The sequence below is a fragment of the Casimicrobium huifangae genome, assembly GCF_009746125.1.
Lineage (GTDB): Bacteria > Pseudomonadota > Gammaproteobacteria > Burkholderiales > Casimicrobiaceae > Casimicrobium > Casimicrobium huifangae.
In genome coordinates, this window is the sequence record NZ_CP041352.1 from 1,671,852 (window position 1) to 1,695,994 (window position 24,143).

Genomic DNA, 24,143 nt, shown 5'->3' on the forward strand with positions numbered 1-24,143 from the left:
TGTGACTGAGCCAGTGGTCCTGCGCTGCGGCCAGATCGCCGTGGTTGGCAAACCGAACGTCGGCAAGTCAACGTTGCTGAATCGTCTGGTCGGTGAAAAGGTATCCATCACCTCACGCAAGGCGCAGACCACACGCCTGCCGTTGCGTGGCATCCTGACTACTGCGACTGCACAGTTCGTTTTTGTCGACACTCCCGGTTTCCAGACCAAGCACGGTGGCGAGATGAACAAGCGCCTCAACGGTAGCGTTCGTCGTACGCTGGAAGAGGTGGATGTCGTGCTTTGGGTGTGGGACGCCACGCGCCTCTCGGCCGCCGATCGCGCCGTGCTTGAGTTGATCCCGGCAAAAACGCCGGTGATCGCAGTGCCCAACAAAGTCGATCTGCTCAAGGATCGTGCCGCGTTGGCAGCTGCGGTGATGGAACTGTCGGCAGTCCGTGAGTTCGCGGCTGTAGTGCCAGTGGCGGCCAGCAAAGGAACGCAGACCGACGCCTTGCTTGCCGAGATCGAGAAACTGCTTCCCGTCGGCGAACCAATGTTTGATGCCGACGACTTGACTGACAAGCCGGAGCGCTTTCTCGCCGCCGAAATCATCCGCGAGAAAATCTTTCGTCTCACCGGCGACGAACTGCCCTATCGCGCGGCGGTAATGATTGACAAGTTTGAGCATGAAGGCAATCTTCGCCGCATCTTCGCTGCGATCCTGGTGGACAAGTCGTCGCAACGGCCAATCCTGATCGGTGCCGGCGGCGAAGTGTTGAAGCGCATTGGCACCGAAGCGCGTCTTGACATGCAGAAACTCTTTGGCGGACCGGTCTACCTTGAGCTTTTTGTCAAGATCAAGAGTGGCTGGTCGGAGAACGCGGCAGTGCTGCGCGATCTGGGTATTACTTAGCGGCGTCGCCGCAGGACGAAAGACGAAGGACGAATGACGACCAACGTGCAACGATTTTCTGTCGCCGCGAAGTTGGCCCAAAGGTTGTTGCTTTGTTCGCACTGCGGGGAGCGGATTCCACGCAGACGCAGCACCCCCTCGTCATTCGTCTTTCGTCGTTCGTCCTGTCAAGCGCAAAGCGCTTGACATGGCCGTTCAGGCGAAAAAATCCACCCCGCAGCGCGCATTCGTGCTGCACAGTTACGCTTATTCCGAATCCAGCCTGATTGTCGATCTCTTCACGCTCGACAATGGTCGCATGGCGGCGATTGCCAAGGGGGCCAAGCGGCCGGCATCGAATCTGCGTGGTGCCTTGTTGTCGCTTCAGCCGCTGGAGGTTGTTTTCAGTGGTCGCGGCGAGGTGAAAACACTGACCCAGGCACAGTGGTTGCCGGGCCAGCCGTGGTTGACTGGTCGGGCGCTGATGTGCGGCATGTACCTCAACGAACTCGTGATCAAACTGCTGCCGCGCGAAGACCCGCACCCCCAGTTGTTTGAATCGTATGCCGCGACCCTGCTTACTCTGGCCGCCAGCGACGAGCACAGTGCGATCCTGCGCGAATTTGAAGTCAGCTTGTTGATCGAAATGGGCTACGGTCTGGAGCTTACGCACGATGTGCGTACCGGTCAGCCGTTGAAGCCGGACGCGCTCTATCGGTACGACCCGATGTCAGGCCCGGCCGAGCAGGGCATCGGTGCCCTGGTCAGTGGTGCCGCGTTGCTTGCACTTGCCTGCGGCCGCTTTGAAAACAATGCCATTGCGGCTGAGGCGCGTGACTTCGTGCGCAACATCATCAATTTTCATCTGGAGCGTCGCACGGTGCGCTCTTCCGGAGTGATGCACGATCTGCACCAGCTCTCCGAGCGACTGGACGCGAAGCCCGCCCGCAAGGCCGGTGCATCACACCGGGCCACCAGCGACGTTGGCGGTGCGGCCACAGCCGTCGCAGAAGGCGCGTCATGATTCTTGGCATCGGCACCGACATCGTCTCGATTGCCCGTATTCGTGACGCTCTCGACCGTCACGGCGCTCAGTTCGCGCAGCGGATATTGAGTGACGCCGAGCTGCTCGTCCTGAATGACATCAAGGACCCTGCGCCCTGGCTGGCCAAACGTTGGGCAGCAAAAGAGGCATTCGGCAAGGCTGCGGGGATTGGGGTGCGCGCGCCGCTGACGCTGGCCGGTATTGGTATCGGCCACGATGATGCCGGACGTCCTTTGTTCGAACTGAGTAAGACTGTCGCTGTGCACCTGAAAGGGCTCGGCGTCGAGCACACTCATCTTACCCTCTCTGACGAGCGGGACTACGCAGTAGCCTTCGTTGTGTTCGAAGGAAACGTGCCGAGCCACCGCCGGTACGGTGAGACCCGCTTGCCCTGATTGTTTCGACTGCACCTTCCGACCATGCCACGCCAATCTTCAGCCGTTCCGAAATCACTTCTCGGCCCCATCATGACGTCCATCGAGGGTACTGAGCTCACCGCCGAAGACCGCGAAGTGTTGCGCCATCCGCTGATCGGTGGTGTCATTTACTTCGCTCGCAACTTCGTCGACAAAGCTCAGCTCGCGGCGCTTTCCGCGGACATCAAATCGCTGCGCGATCCGGCACTGGTGATTGCGGTTGACCAGGAGGGTGGGCGTGTGCAGCGCTTCCGCGATGGTTTCACCGAGATCCCGCCGATGCGCTCACTGGGGGACCTGTGGACGACGCACGCACCCTCGGCCCGCGCCCGCGCGTTCGAGTTGGGCTTCACCATCGGCCACGAGCTGGGCGACGTTGGCGTTGACTTCAGTTTTGCGCCGGTGCTCGACCTCGACTATGGCGAATCCACAGTGATTGGTCATCGGGCTTTTCATCGTGATCCGATCGCGGTGTCCGCGCTGGCCACGGCGCTGATGCAAGGCTTGCGGGCCGAGGGCATGGCGGCTGTCGGGAAGCACTTTCCGGGGCATGGTTTCGTCAAAGGTGACACGCACTGGGAACGACCGACCGACGAGCGCACCTACGAACAGGTGGAGGCGGCGGATCTGATTCCGTTCCGCGAACTTGTTGCCGCAGGGCTGGACGGCGTCATGGCGGCACATCTGATTTTCCCGGCGATTGACGCACAACTCGCTGGCTTCTCGCCCTTCTGGCTGCAGAACGTGTTGCGCAACAAGCTGCACTTTCGCGGCGTGATTTTCACCGATGATCTCGGCATGGTCGCCGCACACGCCGTTGGCGATCTCACTGCGCGCGCCGAAGCGGCGATTCAAGGCGGCGCTGACATCGTGCTGCCATGCAATGACCGCCCTGGCCTGATCGAATTGCTTGATCGCTGGAAGCCGGCGCCGGAATCGGGCCTCGCACGCAAGTGGGAACGGATGCGCAAGAAGGCGCCGGGGCGGCGGCTGTAGCGCATCGCACCAGTGCGCAGAGCCTCCCTACAATCCGTCGCGTGAATTCATTGTTTGCAGTGCAGCGCCGATCGCAGCGGAAGTTGGCAGTCGGTTGCCCTGACATCTTTTCTTTGAAATGGCCTTTGGATGAGGCGTACCGCCCAATTTCGCGGAAACTCAACTTCTCAGCAAAATGGTCGCTAGCGCCCATGAAATGGTGCTTTGATGGAAAAGCCGTACGACCACCATGTGTCGGGAAGGTGCCATGACTGACGCCATTGACGACACCCTGAAATCCTTGCCGCAGCGCCCCGGCGTCTACCGCATGATTGGCGCCAACGCAGCGGGCGAAGAGAGCTTGCTCTACGTCGGCAAGGCGAAGAACCTGAAGAGTCGGGTTTCGAGCTATTTCGTCAAGAGTGGCCACAGCGCGCGCATCCAGATGATGATCGCGCAGATCCGGCGCATCGAGACGACTGTCACGCGCAGCGAGGCCGAGGCGCTGCTGCTCGAAAACAACCTGATCAAGACGCTGGAGCCGAAGTACAACGTCGTCTTCCGCGACGACAAGAGCTACCCCTACCTCTGCATCAGCGGCGACCCGTTCCCGCAACTGCGCTTCTTCCGCGGCAAGCCCGACAAGAAACATCAATACTTTGGCCCGTTCCCGAGCGCGTGGGCGGTGCGCGAGGGCATCAACACACTGCAGAAAGTTTTCCAGCTCCGCACCTGCGAGAACACCGTTTTTGCGCACCGCTCGCGGCCCTGCATGCTGGCGCAGATCGGGCGCTGCACAGCGTCCTGCGTGGGGCAGATCAGCGAGGCCGACTACGCGGCCGACGTGAAGAGCGCAGCCATGTTCCTGCGCGGCCAGCAGGACGAAGTGACGCACGAGCTGAACGCGCAGATGGAGGCCGCGGCCGGTGAACTCGCATTCGAAAAGGCCGCCCGCATCCGCGACAAGATCGCGCGGCTCAACCGTCTCGTTAGCAAGCAGTTTGTATCCAGCGTCGCGGACCGCGATGTCGATGTGCTCGCGCTGGTGCAGACCGGTGGCATGATTGCGGTGAACATCGTCGTCATCCGTGGCGGCCAGCATGTGGGCGACCGCACGCACTTTCCGGTGAAGAACGCCAGCTCCGAGCCGATGACCGACAAGGAGCTGACCGGGGTGCTGGAGAGCTTCATCGCGCAGCACTACATCGGCCGCGAAGTGCCCGGCATGATCGTCTCCACACTGGAGTTCGACGTCGAGGCGCTGGCCGAAGCGCTCTCCACGCAGGCCAACAGCAAGGTCAGCGTGCTCTGCAACCCCATCGGCGAAAAGCGCGTGTGGCTGCAAATGGCGGAGGAGAACGCGCGCCTCGCCATCGCCGCGAAGCAGCGCCAGAGCGACACTGGCAACGAGCGCCTGCAGGCGCTGATCGTCGCGCTCGATCTGCCGGAAGGCACGCAGCGGCTGGAATGCTTCGACATCTCGCACACGATGGGCGAGGCCACGGTCGCCAGTTGCGTCGTATTCGACCAGAACGCCATGCAGACCGGCCAGTACCGCCGCTTCAACATCCAGACGGTGAGCGATGGCGACGATTACGGTGCGATGAAAGAGGCGCTCACCCGCCGAGCTGCGCGTATCGCGAAAGAGGAAGTGCCGCACCCCGATGTGTGGGTGATTGATGGCGGCAAGGGGCAGGTGGGTATCGCCGCGCAGGTGCTCGCCGAGGCGGGCCTGCACGACATCGTTCTCTTCGGCTCTGCCAAGGGCGTGGAGCGCAAGAAGGGCATGGAGCAGATCGTGTTCCCCGACCGTGAAGACACGGTTCGTCTACCCGCCGATCATCCCGGCCTGCACCTCATCCAGCAGATGCAGGACGAAGCGCACCGCTTTGCCATCCAGGGCCACCGCGCCAAACGCGCCAAAGCGCGGGAAGGCAGCGCGTTGGATGACATCGAAGGCATCGGCCCCCGCAAACGCGCCGCGCTGCTAAAGCAGTTCGGCAGCGTACGCGGCATCGCCAGTGCCAGCGTAGAAGACATCAAGCGCGTGCCGGGGATTTCGAGTGAATTGGCTGAGCGAATTTATGGGGTGTTGCATTGAGTAGTGCCGACACCCCCGTTGCGGAACCTCAGCGAGACATGCAGCGGTTGCTTGGACGTTGCATGATACATCTGCAGCAGTATGAAAAATTGCTTAAGGCAATCCTTCGATCGAGTAGCGTAGTCACGAATCTGAGCATCGGGCAACCGCCCGACGTCGTGTGGCGGAACGAATCCGAAGGCAGCACGCTCGGCATACTCGTGAAGAATTTTCTAGAGGAGATGATTCCGCGTAGTGTCGAATCGGACTTTGATTCGGGCAGCGGCGAAGACGCCGCGCCGCTGTGTGTGTCGTTCTCTACGGACTTTCGGTTTGTCATGGAGACGGACAGGCGTGCCTCTGTCGAGTACGGACTGCGGGAGCTTGTCAAAGTGCGAAACGGGTTGGTTCACTCCTTCATTGATCAATTCGACATTGGATCTGTCGAAGGTTGCCTCGCTGCCGCGGATTCGCTAAGGCAGACTTTTGAGCTGATTGATGCGAAATTTCTTGAGTTGCGCGGTTATGCAGAGTCACTTGATCAGATGCGCAGGGCATGTGGTGAGTTCATCCAGCCGCCTAGGTTTCAAGACATCTTCGACGGTATCAGGCCTGACGGTAAAGTAGATTGGCCGTCGGCAGGTATCGTTGCTGCCTTGCGGGAAGCAGCTGAGCAACTTGGAGGGCGCGAGTGGACGCCACTGAGTGAAGCGGTGGAGTGGATATTGGAAAAGTATCCTGAGCAGACACCGGGTCGATATGGCTGCCGGACTTGGCGACAAGTTGTTCAAGAGTCGAAGGCATTCAAGATCAAGCGTGAACCCAATGAGACTGGACAGCGGCATCACTATTACGGCAACCGCTAGCTAGTAGGGCGGAACGCTCGCGGTTCCGCCGAACGCGGTGGCGCGCTGTGACCGCGGCTGAACAGCCTTCGGCGGTGGCACGAGGCGGGACCGCAAGCGTCCCGCCCTACGTTGTTCTGCTTCGCTATCAGTGCTAGTATTACCAAGTAATGCAAAGTGGATAGATAATGAAATCCGGCGCAACCTCTGTCACCTCCAAAGGCCAAGTGACAATCCCTGTTGAAGTGCGCGAGCAACTCGGCATCCGTGCCGGCAGCCGCATTGCGTTCCGGGTGACCGGCGCTACCGCCGAGCTTTCCGTGGTTAGCGGTGCGTTGACGGCAGAGCCCGTTGCCAGCGGCTTCGGTCTGGTGAAGCCGCGGCGCAATGCGGGCGGCAAGGCTGTCCCTGCCGATTTCGACGTAGCAAGCCTGCTCGGCAAATGATTGGCCTCGACACGAATGTCCTCGCCCGCTACTACGTCGATGACGCCGCCGACAAGGAGGCCACGCGCCAGCGGCTGGCCGCAAGAGCGCTGATCGAGTCGGCGCGTCCACTGAAGGTCGCGAAGACGGTATTGCTTGAGCTGGAGTGGGTATTGCGCGGCTACTACGGCAACACGCGGGCAGAAATTGCACGAGTGCTTCAGCATTGCCTGTCGTTGCCGAATCTGACGGTGGAGGATCGGGCGGCGGTGGAGCGTGCGCTGGACGCGTATTCGCTCGGGCTCGATTTTGCCGATGCCCTGCATCAGGCGAGCTACGCTGGTTGCGAGTTCGTGGCATCGTTTGATGACAAAGGCTTCGCACGAAAAGTGACGAAACATCGTCTGCTTCCCCCGGTGAAAGTACCCGCAACAACATGAACACTAAGCCACAAATGATCCTCGTCGCCGGGCCCTATCGCTCCGGAACCAACGACGACCCGGTGAAGATCGCCGCGAACGTGGCGGCGATGACGGACGCTTCGCTTGCGCTGTTCCGTGCCGGGCATTTGCCGGTGATGGGCGAATGGTTTGCCTTGCCGCTGATTGAGCATGCAGGTGGCAGGCAGATCGGCGATGCGGTTTTCGATGAGATATTCCATCCGGTGTCGCGGCGGCTGGTGGCCAAATGCGATGCGGTGCTGCGCATCGGTGGTGCATCGGCCGGGGCCGATGAAATGGTCGCGCTTGGCCGTGAACATGGCAAAGCGATCTACTTCTCGATCACTGACATATCAGCGCCCTGAAACACGCCGAAGGCATCAACTTTCAGCTTTCGTCCTACACGCCAGACGCTGACCCTGCCAATAGAATCAAGCCAGTTGCTTCCTCCCGCATTCGCGGACTAACCGTGTTTCCAAATCCAGTTTCCCAGCGGCCGACCCTGTCGGTTGCTTGCCTGTTGCTTGCCTTGGGCGCCACATGTGCACGGGCGCAAAGTGTTCCGGTGCCACCACCTTACGAGCCGAAGCCGGTTCCCATCGCGAACCCGGCTGCCGCGAAAGCGGACCCCATCGCAACAGCGATTCGTTGCGCTGATGAAGGCGGTCCGCTCGGCGCCGTTCGCAAGTATCAGGGCACCTACAGCTTCACGCTTGATAACGACCTGTTCGCCAAACGCGATCAGGACTACTCCAACGGCTTCAAGTTCGCGTGGTCGTCACCGAATGTGCGCAGCTTTGCCGATGACGATTGCCTGCCGCCCTTGCTGCAGCAGGCCGGCAAGCTGTTCACCCAGGTCTATTCGCCTACGGTTGAACAGGGCAATGTGACGATGACGCTGGGGCAGGCGATGTATACGCCGCGCGACCGCAAGGCCACGCAACTGATCGTCAATGATCGCCCCTATGCGGGCTGGTCGTACATTGGCTTTGGCTACAACACGCGTTCGCCGTATCGGCTGGATTCGTACGAGATCAATCTTGGCGTGGTCGGTCCCTGGTCGCATGCGAAAGAGGCACAGGATTTCGTGCACCGGACGCGGCATCTTGAACTGTTCAACGGCTGGCAGAACCAGCTGGGCAACGAGTTCGGCGCGCAGCTCGTGTTCGAGCGCAAGTTCCGCAAGGAATGGCTGCAGGACGCTGACAGCCGGTCCGGCCTTGGCTTTGACGTCATCCCGCACTTCGGGTTCTCGGTGGGAAATGTGGCAACCTACGCCAACGCCGGTATTGAAGTGCGTGCCGGCTGGGGTTTGCCGGATGATTTCGGCACGTCGCCCATTCGCCCCGCCGGCGACAACTCGGCACCGCGCGTGCGTGATGGCGTAAGCCAGTTCGTGCGGCAGTTCGGCGCGCACCTGTTTGCATCGGTGGACGGACGGGCGGTGGCCCGCAATATCTTTCTCGATGGCAATACCATTCGTGATTCGCATTCGGTGAACAAAAAGCGCTGGGTGGGTGATGCGGCCGTCGGTATTGCTGCCAACTTCGGTGTTTACAAGATCGCCTTCGTCCGCGTGTTCCGCAGTCAGGAGTTCGCCGGCCAAGCCTCGGCGCCGCGTTACGGCTCGATCACCATTTCGGGGCCGCTGTAGTCCGCGCTGCTGCCCATGAACGCAGAACAACTGAAGCAGATCCGTGCCGAGCTCGCCCGTTACCGGGCCGAGACTCCATACGAGATCACGCGACAACATGCCGATGCCACATTGCGCTTGCTGGACCGCCACGCCAAGCCGTGGCAACGTAGTGTGCTGGAGGGGCATCTGACGGCGTCGGCCTGGGTGCTTGATCGCTCTGGTCGCCATGTGGCGATGATTCACCATCGCAAGCTTGATCGCTGGCTGCAACCTGGTGGCCACATCGACGACACCGACCTCTCCTGGCGCGCCGCCGCGCAGCGCGAGTTGACTGAGGAAACTGGCCTTTCCCGCTTTGTACAACTTGCCGATGAGGAAAAGCTCTTTGATGTTGACGTGCATGGCATCCCAGCTCGCGCCGACGAGCCTGTACATCTTCACCATGATCTTCGCTTCCTGTTTGTGGCCGAGGTGGACGCCGATGCAGGCGTGACTGGCTCGCTGGCCCTGAACGCCGACGAATCCAACGACTGCCGCTGGTTTGCCCTCGCCGATATGGCGAACGACACATCGCTCGGCCCGGAGACCCATCGCATGATTGAATTGAGCGTCCGGCGCTTCGCCTGATCATCCAATTTTTGCCAGAGCATCCGCATGAATTACCTAGTTGTCCGATCCACCGTTTTGCTCTGCGGCTTCAGCGCTGCCATTGCGGCGCACGCCCAAGCCTGGCCGAACAAGCCAATCAAGTTTGTGGTGCCGTTCACCGCCGGTGGGGCCAACGATCTGATGGCGCGTGCTGCCGCCGAAGGGGCATCCAAGGTGCTGGGGCAGCCCGTGGTGATCGACAACAAACCCGGTGCTGGCGGTTCGCTCGGCGCTGAACTGGTGGCCAAGAGCCCGCCCGATGGTTACACCTTCCTGATCAGCGCCGCCGGGGTGATCTCGAATCACATGATCAAGAAGTCGATGCCATTCAAGGAGTCTGATCTGGTGCCGGTCGCCATGATTGCACTGTCGCCGTCGATCATCGTCGCACCACCAAACGCGATCTACAGCAATCTCAAGGAGTTCGTCGAAGCGTCAAAGAAGAGCCCGGATGGTTTCAACTTTGCCACCGCCGGCACCGGCAGCACGCCACACTTCGTCGCCGAAATCCTGAAGAGCAAGTACGGCGCCAAGCTGCAGGTGGTTCCGTACAAGAGCGGTAACGAGAGTGCAACAGCGATCATGGCCGGGCAGGTGCAGGCGACCAGCGAGGCCAGCATCGTGTCTTTGCCCAAGATTGCCGGCGGCAAGATGAAGGCGCTGGCGAATACCTGGACCACGCGTATTTCGTCCTACAGCCAGTTGTCGACTGCGACCGAGCAGGGCTTCCCGGAGGTCAAGATTGCTCACTGGGCGGGTGTGCATGCGCCAGCAGGTGTAGCGCCGGAGATCATGGACAAGGTTGCCGCAGCCGTGGACGCTGCGATGAAAACGCCCGAGATCGCCAATCGCTTGAAGGCGTCAGGCATCGAGCCCATTGGCGGCACGCGGGCGTCGTTCAACCAGTTTGTCGGCGAGGAAAAGGCGCGACTGGCGGCGGTGGTGAAAGTGTCCGGAATGAAAGAGGATTGATTGTCGTGGCGAATGACATCAAACGGATCGTTGTTTATTGCGGCGCCAATGTCGGCTTCAAGCCGGAGTACAAGGAGGCCGCTGTCGCGGTGGGCCGAATACTTGCGGAGGAAGGTATCGGCCTTGTCTACGGCGGTGGCGGCGTGGGATTGATGGGGGCGGTCGCCGATGCCGCCCTGGCTGCCGGCGGCGAGGTGATTGGCGTAATTCCGGAGGCGCTAAAGGCGCTGGAGGTTGAACACAAGAACCTCACCGCCATGCACGTGGTGCCGGACATGCATAGCCGCAAGGCGATGATGCTGGGCCTCGCCGATGCCGTGATTGCCATGCCCGGCGGCTTTGGAACGCTGGACGAACTGTTCGAGGCGTTGACGTGGAGCCAACTCGATTACCACCGCAAGCTCTGCGGCTTGCTCAATGTCGCGGGTTACTACGATCACCTGATTGCCTGGGTTCGACATTCCGTAGACGTTGGACTGGTCAAGGCGGTCAATCACGACCTGCTGGTGCACGGTGAGACCGTCCAGGAATTGCTGCACGGCTTGCGCAGTCGCGAGTTCCCGTTGGCTCAGAAGTGGATGGGACGATAGCCGGATTCGCAAGCGACAGCACCCCCGGCGTCAGGGGGTTGTCAGGCCGCCGCCCTTGTCGCGTGCCAAAATGCGCATATGTCCCTCAATATCCCGACCACGCTGACCTGGATACGCATTGCGCTGATCCCCGCGTTCGTGGGCGTCTACTACTTGCCGCATGACTGGCTGACGCCGACGCAGCAGAACTGGACCGGGGCATGGATCTTCACCATTGCAGCCATTACTGATTGGGCGGATGGTTTCGCGGCGCGTCGGCTGAAGCAATCGAGCGCCTTCGGGGCTTTTCTCGATCCGGTCGCGGACAAGTTGATGGTCGCTGCAGCGTTGCTGCTGCTGGTACAGATGAAGCGCGCCGACGCCGTGCTGGCGTTCATCATTGTCGGTCGTGAAATCGCAATCTCCGCACTTCGCGAGTGGATGGCAAAGATCGGGCAGGCGAAGAGTGTGGCCGTGAATACCGTCGGCAAGCTGAAGACGACCGCACAGCTCACCGCGTTGATCGCGCTGCTGCTGTATGAGCCGTTCTTCCCCGGCATTCCCACGCCATTGCTCGGCAATGTGGCGCTTTGGGTGGCGGCCGGTCTGACGGTGTGGTCAATGTTTTATTACCTCAAGCTCGCCTGGCCGCATCTGAGCAAGCCGCAGCCGCTGATTGAAGATCGCGACGATGTGCGATAGCTGGATCGAAGTGTCTGCTCAGTTGCAGGCTTCGATGATTTATGGCTATAATTCAAAGCTTCGATTCCCCGATAGCTCAGTCGGTAGAGCGCCGGACTGTTAATCCGTAGGTCCCTGGTTCGAGCCCAGGTCGGGGAGCCAAATCGAATAATGAAAAGCCCGCCTTGAGCGGGCTTTTTCATTGGCTGCGAGATAGCGACGCCAACGCGATATTGGGCCTATACTCGCAAAATGGACGAAACAGTACATTTTGCGCATTCCGAAAATCTGCCCACAACGACGCGGTCCGGCCGAGCCCGTGGCACCGCCCGGCATTCGGCGACTTCCACGGCGCAATCCGGGGCGAAGGCGGCGGCTCAACGAGAGCGCACCCGCACCAACGATCCGGAACGCACCAAGGCTGAAATCCTCGCCGTAGCAAAGGCCGAATTCGCCGAGAAGGGACTCGACGGTGCGCGGATCGACGAGATCGCGGCCGCAACCCGCACCAGCAAGCGGATGATCTACTACTACTTCGGCAGCAAAGAAGGGCTCTACGTTGCTGTTTTAGAGGCGGCGTACCGCGAGACGCGCGAGGCCGAAGCCGAGTTGCGACTGGACGACTTTACGCCGGAAGATGCGCTGCGCAAGCTGGTGGGGCGCGCTTTCGACCGCTGCATGCAGAACCAGTGGTACGTGCGGCTGGTGGCCAACGAGAATATCCAGCGCGGAAAGTACATCGCCGAGAGCAAAGCCATTCAGCAGCTCAATGTTCCAGTGATCGATACCATCCGCCGGCTTTACGAGCGCGGCGTCAGGCAGGGCAGTTTCCGGTCTGGCATCGACGCCGTCGACCTGCACGCCTCCATTTCCGCGTTGACTTTTTTCAATGTATCGAACCAGCATACGTTCGGCTGCATTTTCCAGATTGACTGGCAGAACGTGCAGACCATCACGGCTCGGCGCGACAGCATTATTGAGATGATCGTCCGGTTTGTTCGCAAGTAAGGCCGGAGCTGCGCCATCATGAAATGCTCTGGCAGGTGCCCGTCATCAGCATGCTTTGCAACGCCCGAAACTGCTGATATATTCCAAAATTAACCATTTGGTACATTTTGTTGTGAGCGCAGGGGTGGAGGCCCGTCAACTGCAGCACAACGTAACGGCGACAAGGAGGAACGATGCTGGAACGAGTCATCGACGGCTACTGCAAAGCCATTGGCTACCTCATCGCGGCAATGCTTGCGGTCATGGTTGTGCTGGTCTTCGGCAACGTAGTCATGCGCTACGCATTCAATTCCGGATTCACGATCTCGGAAGAGCTTTCGCGCTGGCTGTTCGTATGGTTGACCTTTCTGGGCGCCGTGGTCGCGTTGCGCAGTAACTCACACCTCGGCACAGACATGCTGGTGGGGCGTCTGGGGCCAGCCGGAAAGCGCATCTGCATGGGCATTGCGCTGGCGCTGATGCTCTATTGCCTGTGGTTGCTGTTCAAGGGGTCCTACGATCAGACGATCATCAACTGGTCGTCAACCAGCGCCGTGATGGAGGTGTCGATGGCGTGGTTCTACTCGGCGGGAATGGTGATGGCCGTCCTGGGGGCACTCATCGTGCTGAGCGATTTGTGGCGACTGGTCACCGGCAAACTGGACGACGACCATCTCGTCCTGATGCAGGAGTCAGAAGAAGCTCCGCATACGCCCGCCAACGCCGGCAAATAGGGGCGCGCCATGACAATCGCAATTTTCGTTGGTTCGCTGCTACTTGCAATGGCGCTGGGTGTGCCCATCGCATTCTCCCTGTTGCTCTGCGGCGCCGCGCTGATGTGGCATCTCGGCATGTTCGACGCGCAAATCCTCGCGCAGAACGTCATTGAAGGAGCCAACAGTTTTCCCCTGCTTGCGGTGCCGTTCTTCATGCTTGCCGGCGAGGTGATGAATGCCGGTGGCCTGTCGCGCCGGATTGTCAACTTTGCGATGGCACTGGTTGGCCATGTCAAGGGTGGCCTGGGCTACGTCACCATTGTTGCAGCGGTGATCATGGCGGCGTTGTCCGGGTCGGCCGTGGCCGATGCAGCAGCGTTGACGGCACTGCTGCTGCCGATGATGGTGGCGGCCGGCCATGACCGCGCTCGATCCGCCGGGCTGATCGCGTCAGCCGGCATCATTGCGCCGATCATTCCGCCAAGCATCGGCTTCGTGATCTTCGGTGTGACCGCGAATGTGTCCGTATCCAAACTCTTCATGGCTGGCATTGTTCCGGGCATCTGGCTGGCGCTGGCGCTGTGGGTTACCTGGTGGTGGCTGGTTCGCAAGGAGAAAGTCACGCCGCCGCCGCGGCAATCCAGGAGCGAGGTGTTCAAGGCCTTTCGCGAGGCGACCTGGGCACTCGTCCTGCCGTTCATCATTGTCTTTGGTCTCAAGTTTGGCATCTTCACGCCCACCGAAGCAGCGGTGGTCGCCGCTGTCTACGCGATCTTTGTGTCGCTCGTTGTCTACCGTGAGCTGAGTTTCCGGCAGCTGGTGCCGTTGTTTATTGCTGCAGCTACGACCTGCGCTGTGGTGATGTTTCTGGTTGCTGCGGCAATGGTTTCGGCGTGGCTGATCACTGTCGCCAACCTGCCGGCACAGCTGGTTGATTTGCTGCGGCCACTCATGGACAACCCCAAACTGCTGATGGTTGCGATCATGGTGATAACGATGATCGTAGGTACAGCGCTGGACATGACACCAACCATCCTGCTGCTGACGCCGGTGCTGATGCCGGTGGTCAAAGCCGCCGGCATCGACCCGGTCTACTTTGGTGTGCTGTTCATTATCAATAACGCGATTGGTCTGGTCACGCCGCCGGTAGGTACGGTGCTCAACGCGGTGGCTGGCGTTGGCAAAGTCAGCATGGATGATGTGACGAAAGGCGTCATGCCGTTCATGATTGCGCAGTTCGTCATCATGTTCCTGATGGTCGCCTTCCCGCAACTGGTCATGGTTCCGGCACGCTGGTTCTATTAATTTTTTCGTATCTGCGGTTACTAATTTTTGCCCGTTACTCAAACTCACTGGAGGAAATCAATGAAACACATGTTGTTGAAGGCCGTGGCGCTTGGCGTCACCGCGATCGCGATGGCTGCCGCATCGGCACAAGACATCAAGGAGCGTGCATTCAAGTTCCATCTCGCCGGCCCGGAAGGCAATCACCCGGCCTCGCCAGGAATGAAGAAATTCGCTGAGCTGGTCAGTCAGCGCTCGGGCGGCAAGATGAAGGTGAACCTGTTTTTCAACAGCGCCTTGGGCACGGATCAGGCGGTGGTGTCATCGCTCAAGGGCGGCACTGTCGAACTGGCGGTAATGAACACCGGCATTCTCGCCAGTGAAGCCAAGGAACTGGCGATATTTGACTTCCCGTTCCTGTTTGCCAACGAGAAAGAGTCTGATGCAGTTGTCGACGGTGCTATCGGCAAGAAGATGCATGCCCTGCTTGAGCCGAAGGGTATTGTCGGACTTGCTTATTGGGAGCTGGGTTATCGTCAGATCACCAACAGCAAGCGGGCGCTCAACAAGGTCGAGGATATCGAAGGCCTGAAGCTGCGTGTGATCCCGAACCCGATCAATGTCGCCTGGGTAAAGGCGCTGGGTGCGAACCCGACGCCGATGCCGTTCGCTGAGGTTTACGGCGGGCTCGAGCAGAAAGCAATCGATGGTCAGGAGAACCCGATTGGTGTGATCGCTGCCAACAAGTTCTGGGAGGTCCAGAAGTTTATGGCCATCACCAACCATCAGTACAACCCGCAGTCCGTGCTGTTCAGCAAGAAGGTTTGGGACACCCTGTCTTCAGCGGAGAAGAAGATTCTCGATGACGCCGCGCACGAGTCCGCACTGGTGCAGCGCAAAGAGTCGCGGGCACAGGTTGCAGGCAATCTTGAGCTGCTGAAGAAGAACGGCATGACCGTCACTTCGTTTGGCCCGGCCGAAGTTGCCAAGCTGCGCGAGAAGATGAAGCCGGTGATCGCCCAGTTCACCGCCAACGTGGGTGAGCCGCTGGTCAATGAAATGAACGCTGAACTGGCGAAGATGCGCAAGTAAGCCTTTGTACAAGCGGTCCCTCTGCCTGATTGCAGAGGGCTCTGCATGCGGTGTTCGCCGCTCAGGCAGTCACGCTTGAAGGGGTTGAGTGCCGCCCCAGAGCTGGTGCGCGGGCCGATTTTGGCTAGCGTTCAATGCCCGGAAGAATCATGAGCAAGACACGTATTGCGGTTGCGGGGGCTGGTCTGATTGGCCGTAGCCATATCAATGTCGTTCAGGCGAGCGCAACGGTCGAACTGACTGCTGTCGTCGACCCGTCACCTCAAGCTGATGCAATCGCCAACGCCGCTGGCGTCCCGCTTTACCGTACGCTGGAAGACTTGCTTCAACAGAAGCGACCCGACGGCATCGTTCTGGCCACTCCGAACCAACTGCATGTGCCACAGGCGTTGCAATGCATTGAAGCTGGAGTCGCCTGCCTGCTTGAGAAGCCGATTGCGCCAACGGTCGCGGAGGCTGAAGCGCTGGTCACGGCGGCAGACATGCGCGGCGCGCGCCTGCTGATCGGACATCATCGGGCCCACAGTCCGATCATGGCCAAGGCATGCGCTGTCGTGCAATCGGGCCAGCTTGGCCGTGTTGTGGGTGTGATGGGCAGCGCGACCTTCTTCAAGCCCGATCACTATTTTGACGATGGACCCTGGCGACGCGAAGTCGGTGGTGGACCTATCCTTATCAACATGATCCACGAGGTGCACAACCTGCGGATGCTGTGCGGGGAAGTGACTGCGGTGCAGGCGATCAAGTCACATGCCCTACGCGGCTTTGCCGTGGAGGACACCGTCGCCATCAGCCTGCAATTTGCCAGCGGAGCGCTTGGCAGTTTCCTGCTGTCCGATGTCGCGGCGTCGGCGCGGAGCTGGGAGCACACCTCGCAGGAAAACAAGGCGTACCCAACGTATGAGGACGAGGACTGCTATGTGATTAGCGGCACCGACGGCACTTTGTCGGTCCCGACGATGCGTCTGAAGACCTATCCGCGCGCTGAGGATCGCTCATGGTGGAAGCCGTTCGAGGTTGGCGTCGTGGGCATGGTGCGAGAGGACCCGCTGAAGCGGCAGATGGAGCATTTCGGCGCGGTTGTCAGGGGCGAAGTGGCTCCGCTGGTGTCTGCCCGTGACGGCTTGCAGAATCTGCGCGTGACTGAGGCAATCACTCTCGCGGCCGCGACTGGTCAACTCGTTCGCATATAGCCCCGGCACGCTTGAACGGCGCGCGATAATTCCCAATCCCATGATTACCGGCAACACAGAACTCATCGCTCACATCGGTTACCCGACGCACAGCTTCAAGGCGCCGATGATTTACAACCCGTACTTTGACAGCATTGGCGTCAACGCCTGCGTCGTCCCCATGGGCTGCAAGCCCGATGACTTTCCTGCCTTCCTGCGAGCCGTATTTTCGCTGACCAATATCCGTGGCGCGCTGATTACGATGCCCCACAAGGTCGCTGTGGTGGATCTGGTTGATCGCGTCACGCCAACGGTCTCGGTCGCAGGGTCGTGCAACGCGGTGCGAATCGGCGCGGATGGCAGGCTCGAAGGCGACATGTTTGATGGCGAAGGCTTCGTTCGCGGTGTCAAACGCAAGGGCATCACCGTGGCAGGTGCCAGCGTGCTGGTGGTGGGTAGCGGCGGTGTCGGCTCTGCGATTGCAGCATCGTTCGCGGCCGCAGGCGTCTCCCGCATTGCGTTGTTCGACGTGAATACCGTTTCGATGGAGGCGTTGGCCGCGAGACTGAGACAGCACTACCCTGCGCTTGATGTGCAAACCGGTAGCAATGATCCCGCTGGCTTTGACATCGCGCTGAACGCGACGCCAATGGGAATGAACCCCGGTGATCCACTCCCCATGGACGTGTCGCGCATCGCATCAACCACGTTTGTCGGTGAAGTGGTCATGCGCGCCGAAACGACAGCGTTCCTCGCGGCCGTACAGGCACGTGGCTGCCGCGTCCAGGTTGGCACCGACATGCTGTTCGAGCAGATCCCGGCCTATCTCGAATACTTCGGATTTCCGACGACCACGGCGGACACGCTGCGCAACGTCGCGCAGATCAAGTACGCGTGAGCAGGGCGGTGCGACCGCAAAGGCTGCAGAGTGCGCGTCAGTCGCGCCCGGCGGCAGGAGCTGGTGACTGATGGTTGCCATACTGTCAGTCACCGCCCCGATCTTCGTACTGATGGCGATCGGCTATCTCGCCGTTCGTTCCGGGCTGCTGTCGAAGACTGACAATCAGGCGCTGGGTCGGTTTGTCCTCTACTTTTGCATTCCGGCGCTGCTGTTCCGCGCGTTTGCACAGCGGCGACTGGGCGAAGTGTTTGACGCCAGTTATCTAGTTGCCTACGGTGCAGGCTCGATGGCAGCGTTCGTCACGGTGTTGTTGCTTGCGCGGCTGTGGCGGGGCAATATCAAGGCGATGAGCGGGATGCAGGCGATGGGAGCCTGCTCGTCGAATAGTGCGTTCATCGGCTACCCGATCGCGGTCCAGGTGTTCGGGCCGGTCGCGGGGGTGGCGCTCGCACTGTGCACGCTGATCGAAAACCTTATCACGATCCCCTGGGGGCTGGCCTATGCGGAGGGCGGTTCCGGTAACACGCAGCGCTGGCAACAAGCGCTCCTGCAATCGTTACGTGGGCTCGTGCGCAATCCGATGATCTACGGCATTGGCGCCGGCATCGTGTTCTCGGCGCTGAGCATCCCATTGCCATCGTTTGCCTCGTCAACACTTGGATTGCTGGCGACTGCTTCCAGTCCGGTCGCCCTGTTCGTGATTGGTGGCTCGCTGGTCGGGCTGCAACTGGACGGGCAGCGTACCGATATCGCCATTGTGGTCATCGGCAAGTTGCTGCTGCATCCACTTGCGGTGGCTGGCACGTTGTTGTTGCTTCCCGCGACCGATCCACTATTGGCCAAGGCTGCCGTGCTCTACGCCGCTGTGCCGATGCTCAGTATCTACGCGGTGCTGGCACAGCGACACGGTCAACAGGGCTTTTGTGCAGCAACCCTGCTGGCGACCACCGTTGCATCCTTCGCTACCATCACTGCCTGGCTTTGGTGGCTGGACGCGGCACCACTGCGTTAGCCGCGCACCGCGTTATCGCGCGCCAGATTTCGGCTCGCCTTCCAGGCGCTCAATCCCGAGCGCCTTGAGCACATATTTCTCGTAAACGGGCTCCGAGGAACCATTCTTCATCTTGTACATGAAGTACTTTTCGAAGGCCACCTTGGCCAGGTGCACCCATTTGCCCTTCTTGAACCAGTTGACATTGCGTGGCGGGATCTGCGGCAACGCGACGAACGCGGCACCGGTGTCGCCCATGTCGGCCAGACAGATCGCGTTCCAGGTGCCTTTGGCGTCGGCTGCTTTGCCACTCAGTTCTGCCGCAATGTTGTGCACGATTGCAGTCACCATGGTTTCGATCATGTAGCCCGTCTTCGGCGCGCCGGTCGGCACCGGTGTCGCTTCGACCGGAGGGATCGCTACACAGACGCCGGCGGAGAAGATGTTGCGATACTTCTTGCTGCGCTGATGTTCGTCAATCAGCACGAATCCACGCGGATTGCACAGCCCTTCCACCGCGGCAACGGCATCGACACCTTTGAAGGCCGGCAGCATCATGCTGAATTTGAATGGCAGCTCGTGTTCCTTTTTCACCTGACCGGCGTCGTCCAGTTCGGTGACGAACATCTTCCCGTCTTCAACTTTGGTCACGCGCGCGTTGGCAATCCATTTGATGTCGTTGTTGCGGAAGTCACTCTCTAGCATTGACTTGGAGTCCCCCACGCCGCCCAGGCCCATGTGCCCGACGTATGGTTCCGCTGTAACAAACGTCAGCGGCACCTTGTTGCGCAACTTTCTGCGCTGGAGGTCCTTGTTGAAAATGAATGCGAACTCGTACGCCGGCCCGAAGCACGATGCGCCTGGCATCGCACCGATGATGGCTGGACCGGGAGCGTCGAGGAATTTCTGATAGTCGGCCCACGTCTGCTCCGCGTGGTCGATGGTGCAGATCGAACGGGTGTGGCCTTCCGGGCCGGCGCCGGGCACTTCGTCGAATGAGAGTTTGGGGCCAGTCGTGATCACCAGATAGTCGTAGCCGAGTACGCTGCCGTCAAGCAACTGGAGCGTATTCCCTTCGGCATCGATGCGCGTAACCCGCTGCGCGACGAATTCGATGCCTTTCTTTTCCAGGTACGGCCGGATGGGAAAGGTGATTGCTTCACGCTGCCGCCAGCCGACTGCGGCCCACGGGTTCGACGGCACGAACTGGAAGTAGTCCACCGCGTTGACCACGGTTATGCGGTGACTGCGATCAAGTGCGGCGCGCAGTTCGTAGGCTGCTGGCATGCCGCCTGTACCGGCGCCGAGAATGACAATGTGAGCCATGTTGAGTCCTCCTTCTGATTGATGTACGCCGCAGCCCTGCGGCTACGTCAGGTCGCCCGAGCTGGCATCTGATCCGCCTTTCTTCGCGAATTCATGTTTGGCCTGGCAACGACTTGTTGATCCATTGGATGATTTCGGCAGCGCGCATCGCGCCCGCTTGCCGCGAAATTTCGCGACCGTCGTGGAAAAGGATGACGGTTGGAATGCTGCGGATGCCCCACTCCGATGCCGTTTGCGGCTCCGCGTCGGTATCGACCTTCGCGAATCGAACGCCTGGCAACTGTCTGGCAGCCAGTTCGAACTGCGGCGCCATCATGCGACACGGCCCGCACCAGCTCGCCCAGAAGTCAACCACGACGGGCTGTTCGGTGTGTTTGATGTAAGAAGCGAAAGTGAGATCGGTCAGCGCGAACGGGGCTGGCGCGGCGACAGGCGTTTTGCAGACACCGCAAACCGGGTTGTCACCCAGTCGCTCATCGGGTACACGATTCACGGCTGCGCATTTTGGGCAAACGAGATGCATGAAGATGCTCTGTGCGCGACTGCTCAGCAGCCTGACTTCACACCAAATTTGCGCAGGATGCTTTCCATCAGACACCAGCGGGTGAGTGCGCTCTGCAGCAGATTGGCACCAACGAACGCGGTAAACGCAAGCCACCACTGGCTCACAAAAATCGGGCTGCCCGGGATACCGAGTGCCAGCGACAGCAGGATGAAGGTGCCTGCAATGAAACGAACAACTTGCCATGAGGTCATGGGATTACTCCTTAAGCGGTTTGCGGGGACGAATCGGAAACGGATAGCGCGCCGCCGGTGATTGCCGACAGGCGATTGCGGTAGGCCACGTAGTAGAGGATCGGGATGACGACCAGCGTAAGGATGGTCGAGACAAATATTCCGAAGATCAGTGAGATCGCGAGGCCGTTGAAGATCGGGTCATCGAGAATGAAGAACGCGCCCAGCATCGCTGCCACGCCGGTCAACATGATTGGCTGCGCGCGGGTGATCGCCGAATGCACGATGGCGTCGGCAAAAGCCACACCGGCGCGCACCTGCAGATTGATGAAGTCCACCAGCAGGATTGAGTTGCGCACGATGATGCCTGCCAGCGCGATCATGCCGATCATGCTGGTCGCGGTGTACTGCGAACCAAGCAGTGCGTGGCCGGGCATGACACCAATGATGGTGAGCGGAATCGGTGCCATGATGATCAGCGGCGTCAGGTACGAACCAAACTGCGCTACCACCAGCAGATAGATGAGGATCAGGCCGACCGCATAGGCTGCGCCCATGTCGCGGAATGTCTCGAAAGTGATCTGCCACTCGCCGTCCCATTTGATCGCGTAGTCGCGATAAGCCTCGGCAGGCGGTTTGATGAAGTATTCGACCAGTCCGCCGCCATTGGGCGCCTGGATCGCCGCGATCTCGCTGCGCATGCTGAACATGCCGTAGAGCGGCGAATCGAGCTTGCCCGCCATGTCACCGACCACGAAATTCACCGGCAGCAAGTCCTTGTGATACACCGGCTGTTCGCGCTCGGTGTCGCTCACGGTGACCAGCTCGCGAATGGCAACGAGCTTGCCCTCCGTGCTGCGTACCGCCAACTGCAACAGCGCATCGAGATCGCCGTGGCGCTCAGCGGGGAGCTGCAACGTCGCGGCGGCCGGGTATTTGCCGGCGTCGTGCAGCCAGGCCGTGGCCTCGCCGGCGAGCCCGGCACGCAGGGTAGTCACGATGGCCTGTTGCGGCACGCCCAGCATGGCGGCCTTGCGACGATCCACGATCAGCAGCTTCTTCGGCGCGCTGGCGATGCTGCTGTCGTCAACATCGACCACGCCGGTGGTTTTCTCGAACACCGTACGCACTGTTTTCGCCACGTTACGCCGACCGTCGGCTTCGGGACCATAAATCTCGGCCACGATGGGCGCCAGCACGGGTGGGCCGGGCGGTACCTCCACTACCTTTACGTTGGCACCAAAGCGGGCCGCGATCTTCTGCAGGTGCAGACGCACTCGGGTGGCGATGGCATGGCTCTTTTCGCTGCGCGCGTGTTTGTCGAGCAGATTGACCTGCAGGTCGCCCACTTCGCCGCCGGCACGCAGGTAATACTGGCGTACGAGGCCGTTGAAGTTGATCGGTGCCGATGTGCCGGCATAGGCCTGATAGTCGGTGACTTCGGGCACAGTGCGCAGATAGGCGCCCAGCTCATGCATCACGGCGGCAGTCTGCTCGACGGGGGTGCCGGCTGGCATGTCGACGACGACCTGGAACTCGCTCTTGTTGTCGAAGGGTAGCATCTTGAGTTGCACCAGCCCCAGCACCGGCAGCAGCACCGAAAGCGCGATGAGACCCGCCACGCCCAGTGCGAGCAGTTTGCGATTGCGGCCGCCGCGCTTCGCGTCCAGCAGCGGGCGGAACACGCGCTCGAACAGCGGTGCCAGCTTTGCGGCCAGGCCATGCCCAGCCGCGTGCGAGCCGGTGGACGTGTGTCCCGTCGCTTTCATCCATAGTCTGGCGAGCCACGGCGTCACTACGAACGCAATCGCGAGCGAGAGCAGCATGCCCATGCTGGCGTTAATGGGGATCGGGCTCATGTACGGCCCCATCAGCCCCGACACAAAGGCCATCGGCAGCAGCGCTGCAATAACGGTGAGCGTGGCAAGGATGGTCGGGCCGCCCACCTCATCGACAGCACCGGGGATGATCTGTGCGAGTGTTTTGCCGGGGTGCAGTTGCTGGTGGCGGTGGATGTTTTCCACCACCACGATCGCGTCATCGACCAGGATGCCGATCGAGAAAATCAGCGCGAACAGCGACACCCGGTTCAATGTGAAGCCCCACGCCCACGAGGCGAACAGCGTGGCGGTCAGCGTCAGGATCACCGCTGCGCCAACAATGGCGGCTTCGCGGCGGCCGAGAGCAAAGAACACCAGCGCGACCACCGAGATCGTCGCGAACAGCAGTTTCTGGATCAGCTTCTGCGCCTTGTCGTTGGCGGTGGCGCCGTAGTTGCGTGTCTCGGCGACTTCGACATCCGCCGGGATCACCGTGTTGCGCAAGCTCTCCACGCGCTTCATCACGGCGTTGGCGACGTCGATGGCGTTCTCGCCGGGCTTCTTGGTGACACTCACGGTCACAGCGGGATATTCGGCGCCCGGCTTGCCATCCTTGTCTGCCGTGCCGTGCCAGACATAGCGGCTGGCTGGTAGTGCGCCGTCGCGAATGCTTGCCACGTCGCGCAGAAACACCGGTTTGCCGGCACGCGCCGTGACCACCAGATCACCGACTTCGCTGGCCTGCCGCAGGAACGGACCCGATTCGACGGCCACCGCCTTGTTGCCACTGAGCAGGTCACCCACCGGCAAGCCCAGGTTGGCCGATTGCAGCGTGTTGCGCAAGTCGCCTACCGTCACGCCGACGGCGGCCATGCGCGTTGGGTCGATTTCGACCACTATGGCGCGTCCAGGACCACCCACTGTCACCACCTCACGGGTGCCGTTCACCCGTTTGATGTCCGTCTCAATGCTGTGCGCCACGCGTTCCAGATCGAAGGCGCCCGTGTCGGCTGTTTTGCTGAACAGTGTCAGCGTGACAATCGGTACGTCATCGATGCCTTTCGGCTTGATGATCGGGTCGAGCACGCCCAGACCCTTCGGCAGCCAGTCAGCGTTCGAATTCACGGTGTCGTACAGTCGTACCAGCGCCTCGGTGCGCCCAACCCCTACCTTGAATTGCACTGTGATCACCGCGAGGCCAGGTCGCGAGATCGACATCACGTGCTCGACGCCCGAAATCTGCGCCAGCACCTGCTCGGCCGGGCCGGCGACCATCTGCTCCACGTCCCGCACTGCCGCGCCGGGAAACGGGATCAGCACATTGGCCATGGTGACGTTGATCTGCGGCTCTTCTTCCCGCGGGGTGACGAGCACGGCAAAGACACCGAGCAGCAAGGCGACCAGCGCGAGGAGTGGCGTGATCTGTGCACTCTGGAAGAACGCGGCGATACGACCCGACATCCCCATCGGTGCCGCGCTGTCTGTTCGGGTTGAAGTCACTTGCGACATGGGT

The 24,143-nt window shown here is 60.6% G+C and carries 25 protein-coding genes and 1 tRNA gene; 22 read left to right on the forward strand and 4 right to left on the reverse strand.

Going from position 1 to position 24,143, the window contains the following annotated elements:
• Position 1 precedes the first annotated feature (1 nt).
• The 22 genes from era to FKL89_RS07770 all read left to right on the forward strand — a co-directional run bounded on the left by era (position 2) and on the right by FKL89_RS07770 (position 18,770).
• Complete coding sequence (gene era / locus FKL89_RS07660; protein WP_156862199.1) at positions 2 to 895, forward strand: GTPase Era; 894 nt, start codon at positions 2 to 4, stop codon at positions 893 to 895.
• A gap of 187 nt (positions 896 to 1,082) precedes the next feature.
• Entirely contained in the window at positions 1,083 to 1,898 is an 816-nt protein-coding gene (recO, locus tag FKL89_RS07665; protein WP_156862200.1) for a DNA repair protein RecO, read from the forward strand.
• Positions 1,895 to 2,314: a holo-ACP synthase gene (gene acpS, locus FKL89_RS07670; RefSeq protein ID WP_156862201.1), complete on the forward strand. Its 420-nt coding sequence runs from the start codon at positions 1,895 to 1,897 to the stop codon at positions 2,312 to 2,314. Before recO ends, acpS begins: the two co-directional genes overlap by 4 nt.
• A 72-nt stretch (positions 2,315 to 2,386) precedes the next feature.
• Positions 2,387 to 3,331 (forward strand): beta-N-acetylhexosaminidase, encoded by a 945-nt coding sequence (gene nagZ, locus FKL89_RS07675; RefSeq protein ID WP_238363532.1) that lies wholly within the window; start codon positions 2,387 to 2,389, stop codon positions 3,329 to 3,331.
• Positions 3,332 to 3,578: 247 nt separating this feature from the next.
• On the forward strand, positions 3,579 to 5,411 hold the full coding sequence (gene uvrC / locus FKL89_RS07680; protein ID WP_156862203.1) for an excinuclease ABC subunit UvrC: 1,833 nt from the start codon (positions 3,579 to 3,581) through the stop codon (positions 5,409 to 5,411).
• A gap of 62 nt (positions 5,412 to 5,473) precedes the next feature.
• The gene (locus FKL89_RS07685; RefSeq protein ID WP_162527438.1) at positions 5,474 to 6,256 is read left to right on the forward strand and encodes an OST-HTH/LOTUS domain-containing protein; all 783 of its coding nucleotides are present in this window, start codon (positions 5,474 to 5,476) and stop codon (positions 6,254 to 6,256) included.
• 206 nt (positions 6,257 to 6,462) lie between these two features.
• A complete protein-coding gene (locus tag FKL89_RS07690) occupies positions 6,463 to 6,681 on the forward strand; it encodes an AbrB/MazE/SpoVT family DNA-binding domain-containing protein (RefSeq protein WP_238363533.1) in 219 nt (72 codons plus the stop codon).
• Positions 6,678 to 7,100 (forward strand): type II toxin-antitoxin system VapC family toxin, encoded by a 423-nt coding sequence (locus FKL89_RS07695; protein WP_156862206.1) that lies wholly within the window; start codon positions 6,678 to 6,680, stop codon positions 7,098 to 7,100. Before FKL89_RS07690 ends, FKL89_RS07695 begins: the two co-directional genes overlap by 4 nt.
• Complete coding sequence (locus FKL89_RS07700; RefSeq protein ID WP_156862207.1) at positions 7,097 to 7,465, forward strand: DUF4406 domain-containing protein; 369 nt, start codon at positions 7,097 to 7,099, stop codon at positions 7,463 to 7,465. Before FKL89_RS07695 ends, FKL89_RS07700 begins: the two co-directional genes overlap by 4 nt.
• 200 nt (positions 7,466 to 7,665) lie before the next feature.
• Positions 7,666 to 8,754, forward strand: coding sequence for a lipid A deacylase LpxR family protein (locus FKL89_RS07705; RefSeq protein ID WP_162527439.1), 1,089 nt, complete (start codon positions 7,666 to 7,668; stop codon positions 8,752 to 8,754).
• Positions 8,755 to 8,769: 15 nt separating this feature from the next.
• Positions 8,770 to 9,363 (forward strand): NUDIX hydrolase, encoded by a 594-nt coding sequence (locus FKL89_RS07710; protein ID WP_156862209.1) that lies wholly within the window; start codon positions 8,770 to 8,772, stop codon positions 9,361 to 9,363.
• Positions 9,364 to 9,390: 27 nt separating this feature from the next.
• A complete protein-coding gene (locus FKL89_RS07715; RefSeq protein ID WP_156862210.1) occupies positions 9,391 to 10,356 on the forward strand; it encodes a tripartite tricarboxylate transporter substrate binding protein in 966 nt (321 codons plus the stop codon).
• 5 nt (positions 10,357 to 10,361) lie between these two features.
• Entirely contained in the window at positions 10,362 to 10,946 is a 585-nt protein-coding gene (locus tag FKL89_RS07720) for an LOG family protein (RefSeq protein WP_238363534.1), read from the forward strand.
• A 78-nt stretch (positions 10,947 to 11,024) separates the two neighbouring features.
• Positions 11,025 to 11,627 carry a CDP-diacylglycerol--glycerol-3-phosphate 3-phosphatidyltransferase gene (gene pgsA / locus FKL89_RS07725; protein WP_156862211.1) on the forward strand — a complete coding sequence of 201 codons (603 nt, stop codon included), beginning with the start codon at positions 11,025 to 11,027 and terminating at the stop codon, positions 11,625 to 11,627.
• Positions 11,628 to 11,692: 65 nt separating this feature from the next.
• Positions 11,693 to 11,768, forward strand: a tRNA-Asn gene (locus tag FKL89_RS07730).
• Between the two features lie 90 nt (positions 11,769 to 11,858).
• Complete coding sequence (locus FKL89_RS07735) at positions 11,859 to 12,614, forward strand: TetR/AcrR family transcriptional regulator (RefSeq protein WP_156862212.1); 756 nt, start codon at positions 11,859 to 11,861, stop codon at positions 12,612 to 12,614.
• Between the two features lie 173 nt (positions 12,615 to 12,787).
• Entirely contained in the window at positions 12,788 to 13,327 is a 540-nt protein-coding gene (locus FKL89_RS07740) for a TRAP transporter small permease (protein ID WP_156862213.1), read from the forward strand.
• Positions 13,328 to 13,336: 9 nt separating this feature from the next.
• Positions 13,337 to 14,614 carry a TRAP transporter large permease subunit gene (locus tag FKL89_RS07745; RefSeq protein WP_156862214.1) on the forward strand — a complete coding sequence of 426 codons (1,278 nt, stop codon included), beginning with the start codon at positions 13,337 to 13,339 and terminating at the stop codon, positions 14,612 to 14,614.
• A 60-nt stretch (positions 14,615 to 14,674) separates the two neighbouring features.
• Positions 14,675 to 15,685 (forward strand): TRAP transporter substrate-binding protein, encoded by a 1,011-nt coding sequence (locus FKL89_RS07755; RefSeq protein ID WP_156862215.1) that lies wholly within the window; start codon positions 14,675 to 14,677, stop codon positions 15,683 to 15,685.
• 149 nt (positions 15,686 to 15,834) lie between these two features.
• Entirely contained in the window at positions 15,835 to 16,878 is a 1,044-nt protein-coding gene (locus FKL89_RS07760; protein WP_156862216.1) for a Gfo/Idh/MocA family protein, read from the forward strand.
• Positions 16,879 to 16,918: 40 nt separating this feature from the next.
• A complete protein-coding gene (locus FKL89_RS07765) occupies positions 16,919 to 17,755 on the forward strand; it encodes a shikimate dehydrogenase family protein (protein WP_156862217.1) in 837 nt (278 codons plus the stop codon).
• A 70-nt stretch (positions 17,756 to 17,825) separates the two neighbouring features.
• Positions 17,826 to 18,770: an AEC family transporter gene (locus tag FKL89_RS07770; protein WP_156862218.1), complete on the forward strand. Its 945-nt coding sequence runs from the start codon at positions 17,826 to 17,828 to the stop codon at positions 18,768 to 18,770.
• 12 nt (positions 18,771 to 18,782) lie between these two features.
• On the opposite strand, the gene FKL89_RS07775 is transcribed toward FKL89_RS07770, so the two are convergent.
• The 4 genes from FKL89_RS07775 to FKL89_RS07790 form a co-directional block, all read right to left on the reverse strand.
• Complete coding sequence (locus FKL89_RS07775; protein ID WP_156862219.1) at positions 18,783 to 20,075, reverse strand: NAD(P)/FAD-dependent oxidoreductase; 1,293 nt, start codon at positions 20,073 to 20,075, stop codon at positions 18,783 to 18,785.
• Positions 20,076 to 20,166: 91 nt separating this feature from the next.
• Positions 20,167 to 20,598: a thioredoxin TrxC gene (gene trxC, locus FKL89_RS07780; protein WP_156862220.1), complete on the reverse strand. Its 432-nt coding sequence runs from the start codon at positions 20,596 to 20,598 to the stop codon at positions 20,167 to 20,169.
• 23 nt (positions 20,599 to 20,621) lie between these two features.
• Positions 20,622 to 20,831, reverse strand: a complete 210-nt coding sequence (locus FKL89_RS07785; RefSeq protein ID WP_156862221.1) for a YgaP family membrane protein — start codon at positions 20,829 to 20,831, stop codon at positions 20,622 to 20,624.
• Positions 20,832 to 20,842: 11 nt separating this feature from the next.
• Positions 20,843 to 24,139 carry an efflux RND transporter permease subunit gene (locus FKL89_RS07790; RefSeq protein WP_238363535.1) on the reverse strand — a complete coding sequence of 1,099 codons (3,297 nt, stop codon included), beginning with the start codon at positions 24,137 to 24,139 and terminating at the stop codon, positions 20,843 to 20,845.
• Between the last annotated feature and the right edge of the window lie 4 nt (positions 24,140 to 24,143).

Excerpts from the sequence above, each read along its gene's own strand:
- recO (WP_156862200.1), top strand. The coding sequence starts at position 1,083 with ATGGCCGTTCAGGCGAAAAAATCCACCCCGCAGCGCGCATTCGTGCTG.
- acpS (WP_156862201.1), top strand. The coding sequence starts at position 1,895 with ATGATTCTTGGCATCGGCACCGACATCGTCTCGATTGCCCGTATTCGT.
- nagZ (WP_238363532.1), top strand. The coding sequence starts at position 2,387 with ATGACGTCCATCGAGGGTACTGAGCTCACCGCCGAAGACCGCGAAGTG.
- uvrC (WP_156862203.1), top strand. The coding sequence starts at position 3,579 with ATGACTGACGCCATTGACGACACCCTGAAATCCTTGCCGCAGCGCCCC.
- FKL89_RS07685 (WP_162527438.1), top strand. The coding sequence starts at position 5,474 with ATGATACATCTGCAGCAGTATGAAAAATTGCTTAAGGCAATCCTTCGA.
- FKL89_RS07695 (WP_156862206.1), top strand. The coding sequence starts at position 6,678 with ATGATTGGCCTCGACACGAATGTCCTCGCCCGCTACTACGTCGATGAC.
- FKL89_RS07700 (WP_156862207.1), top strand. The coding sequence starts at position 7,097 with ATGAACACTAAGCCACAAATGATCCTCGTCGCCGGGCCCTATCGCTCC.
- FKL89_RS07710 (WP_156862209.1), top strand. The coding sequence starts at position 8,770 with ATGAACGCAGAACAACTGAAGCAGATCCGTGCCGAGCTCGCCCGTTAC.
- FKL89_RS07715 (WP_156862210.1), top strand. The coding sequence starts at position 9,391 with ATGAATTACCTAGTTGTCCGATCCACCGTTTTGCTCTGCGGCTTCAGC.
- pgsA (WP_156862211.1), top strand. The coding sequence starts at position 11,025 with ATGTCCCTCAATATCCCGACCACGCTGACCTGGATACGCATTGCGCTG.
- FKL89_RS07735 (WP_156862212.1), top strand. The coding sequence starts at position 11,859 with ATGGACGAAACAGTACATTTTGCGCATTCCGAAAATCTGCCCACAACG.
- FKL89_RS07740 (WP_156862213.1), top strand. The coding sequence starts at position 12,788 with ATGCTGGAACGAGTCATCGACGGCTACTGCAAAGCCATTGGCTACCTC.
- FKL89_RS07745 (WP_156862214.1), top strand. The coding sequence starts at position 13,337 with ATGACAATCGCAATTTTCGTTGGTTCGCTGCTACTTGCAATGGCGCTG.
- FKL89_RS07755 (WP_156862215.1), top strand. The coding sequence starts at position 14,675 with ATGAAACACATGTTGTTGAAGGCCGTGGCGCTTGGCGTCACCGCGATC.
- FKL89_RS07760 (WP_156862216.1), top strand. The coding sequence starts at position 15,835 with ATGAGCAAGACACGTATTGCGGTTGCGGGGGCTGGTCTGATTGGCCGT.
- FKL89_RS07765 (WP_156862217.1), top strand. The coding sequence starts at position 16,919 with ATGATTACCGGCAACACAGAACTCATCGCTCACATCGGTTACCCGACG.
- FKL89_RS07770 (WP_156862218.1), top strand. The coding sequence starts at position 17,826 with ATGGTTGCCATACTGTCAGTCACCGCCCCGATCTTCGTACTGATGGCG.
- FKL89_RS07775 (WP_156862219.1), bottom strand. The coding sequence starts at position 20,075 with ATGGCTCACATTGTCATTCTCGGCGCCGGTACAGGCGGCATGCCAGCA.
- trxC (WP_156862220.1), bottom strand. The coding sequence starts at position 20,598 with ATGCATCTCGTTTGCCCAAAATGCGCAGCCGTGAATCGTGTACCCGAT.
- FKL89_RS07785 (WP_156862221.1), bottom strand. The coding sequence starts at position 20,831 with ATGACCTCATGGCAAGTTGTTCGTTTCATTGCAGGCACCTTCATCCTG.
- FKL89_RS07790 (WP_238363535.1), bottom strand. The coding sequence starts at position 24,139 with ATGTCGCAAGTGACTTCAACCCGAACAGACAGCGCGGCACCGATGGGG.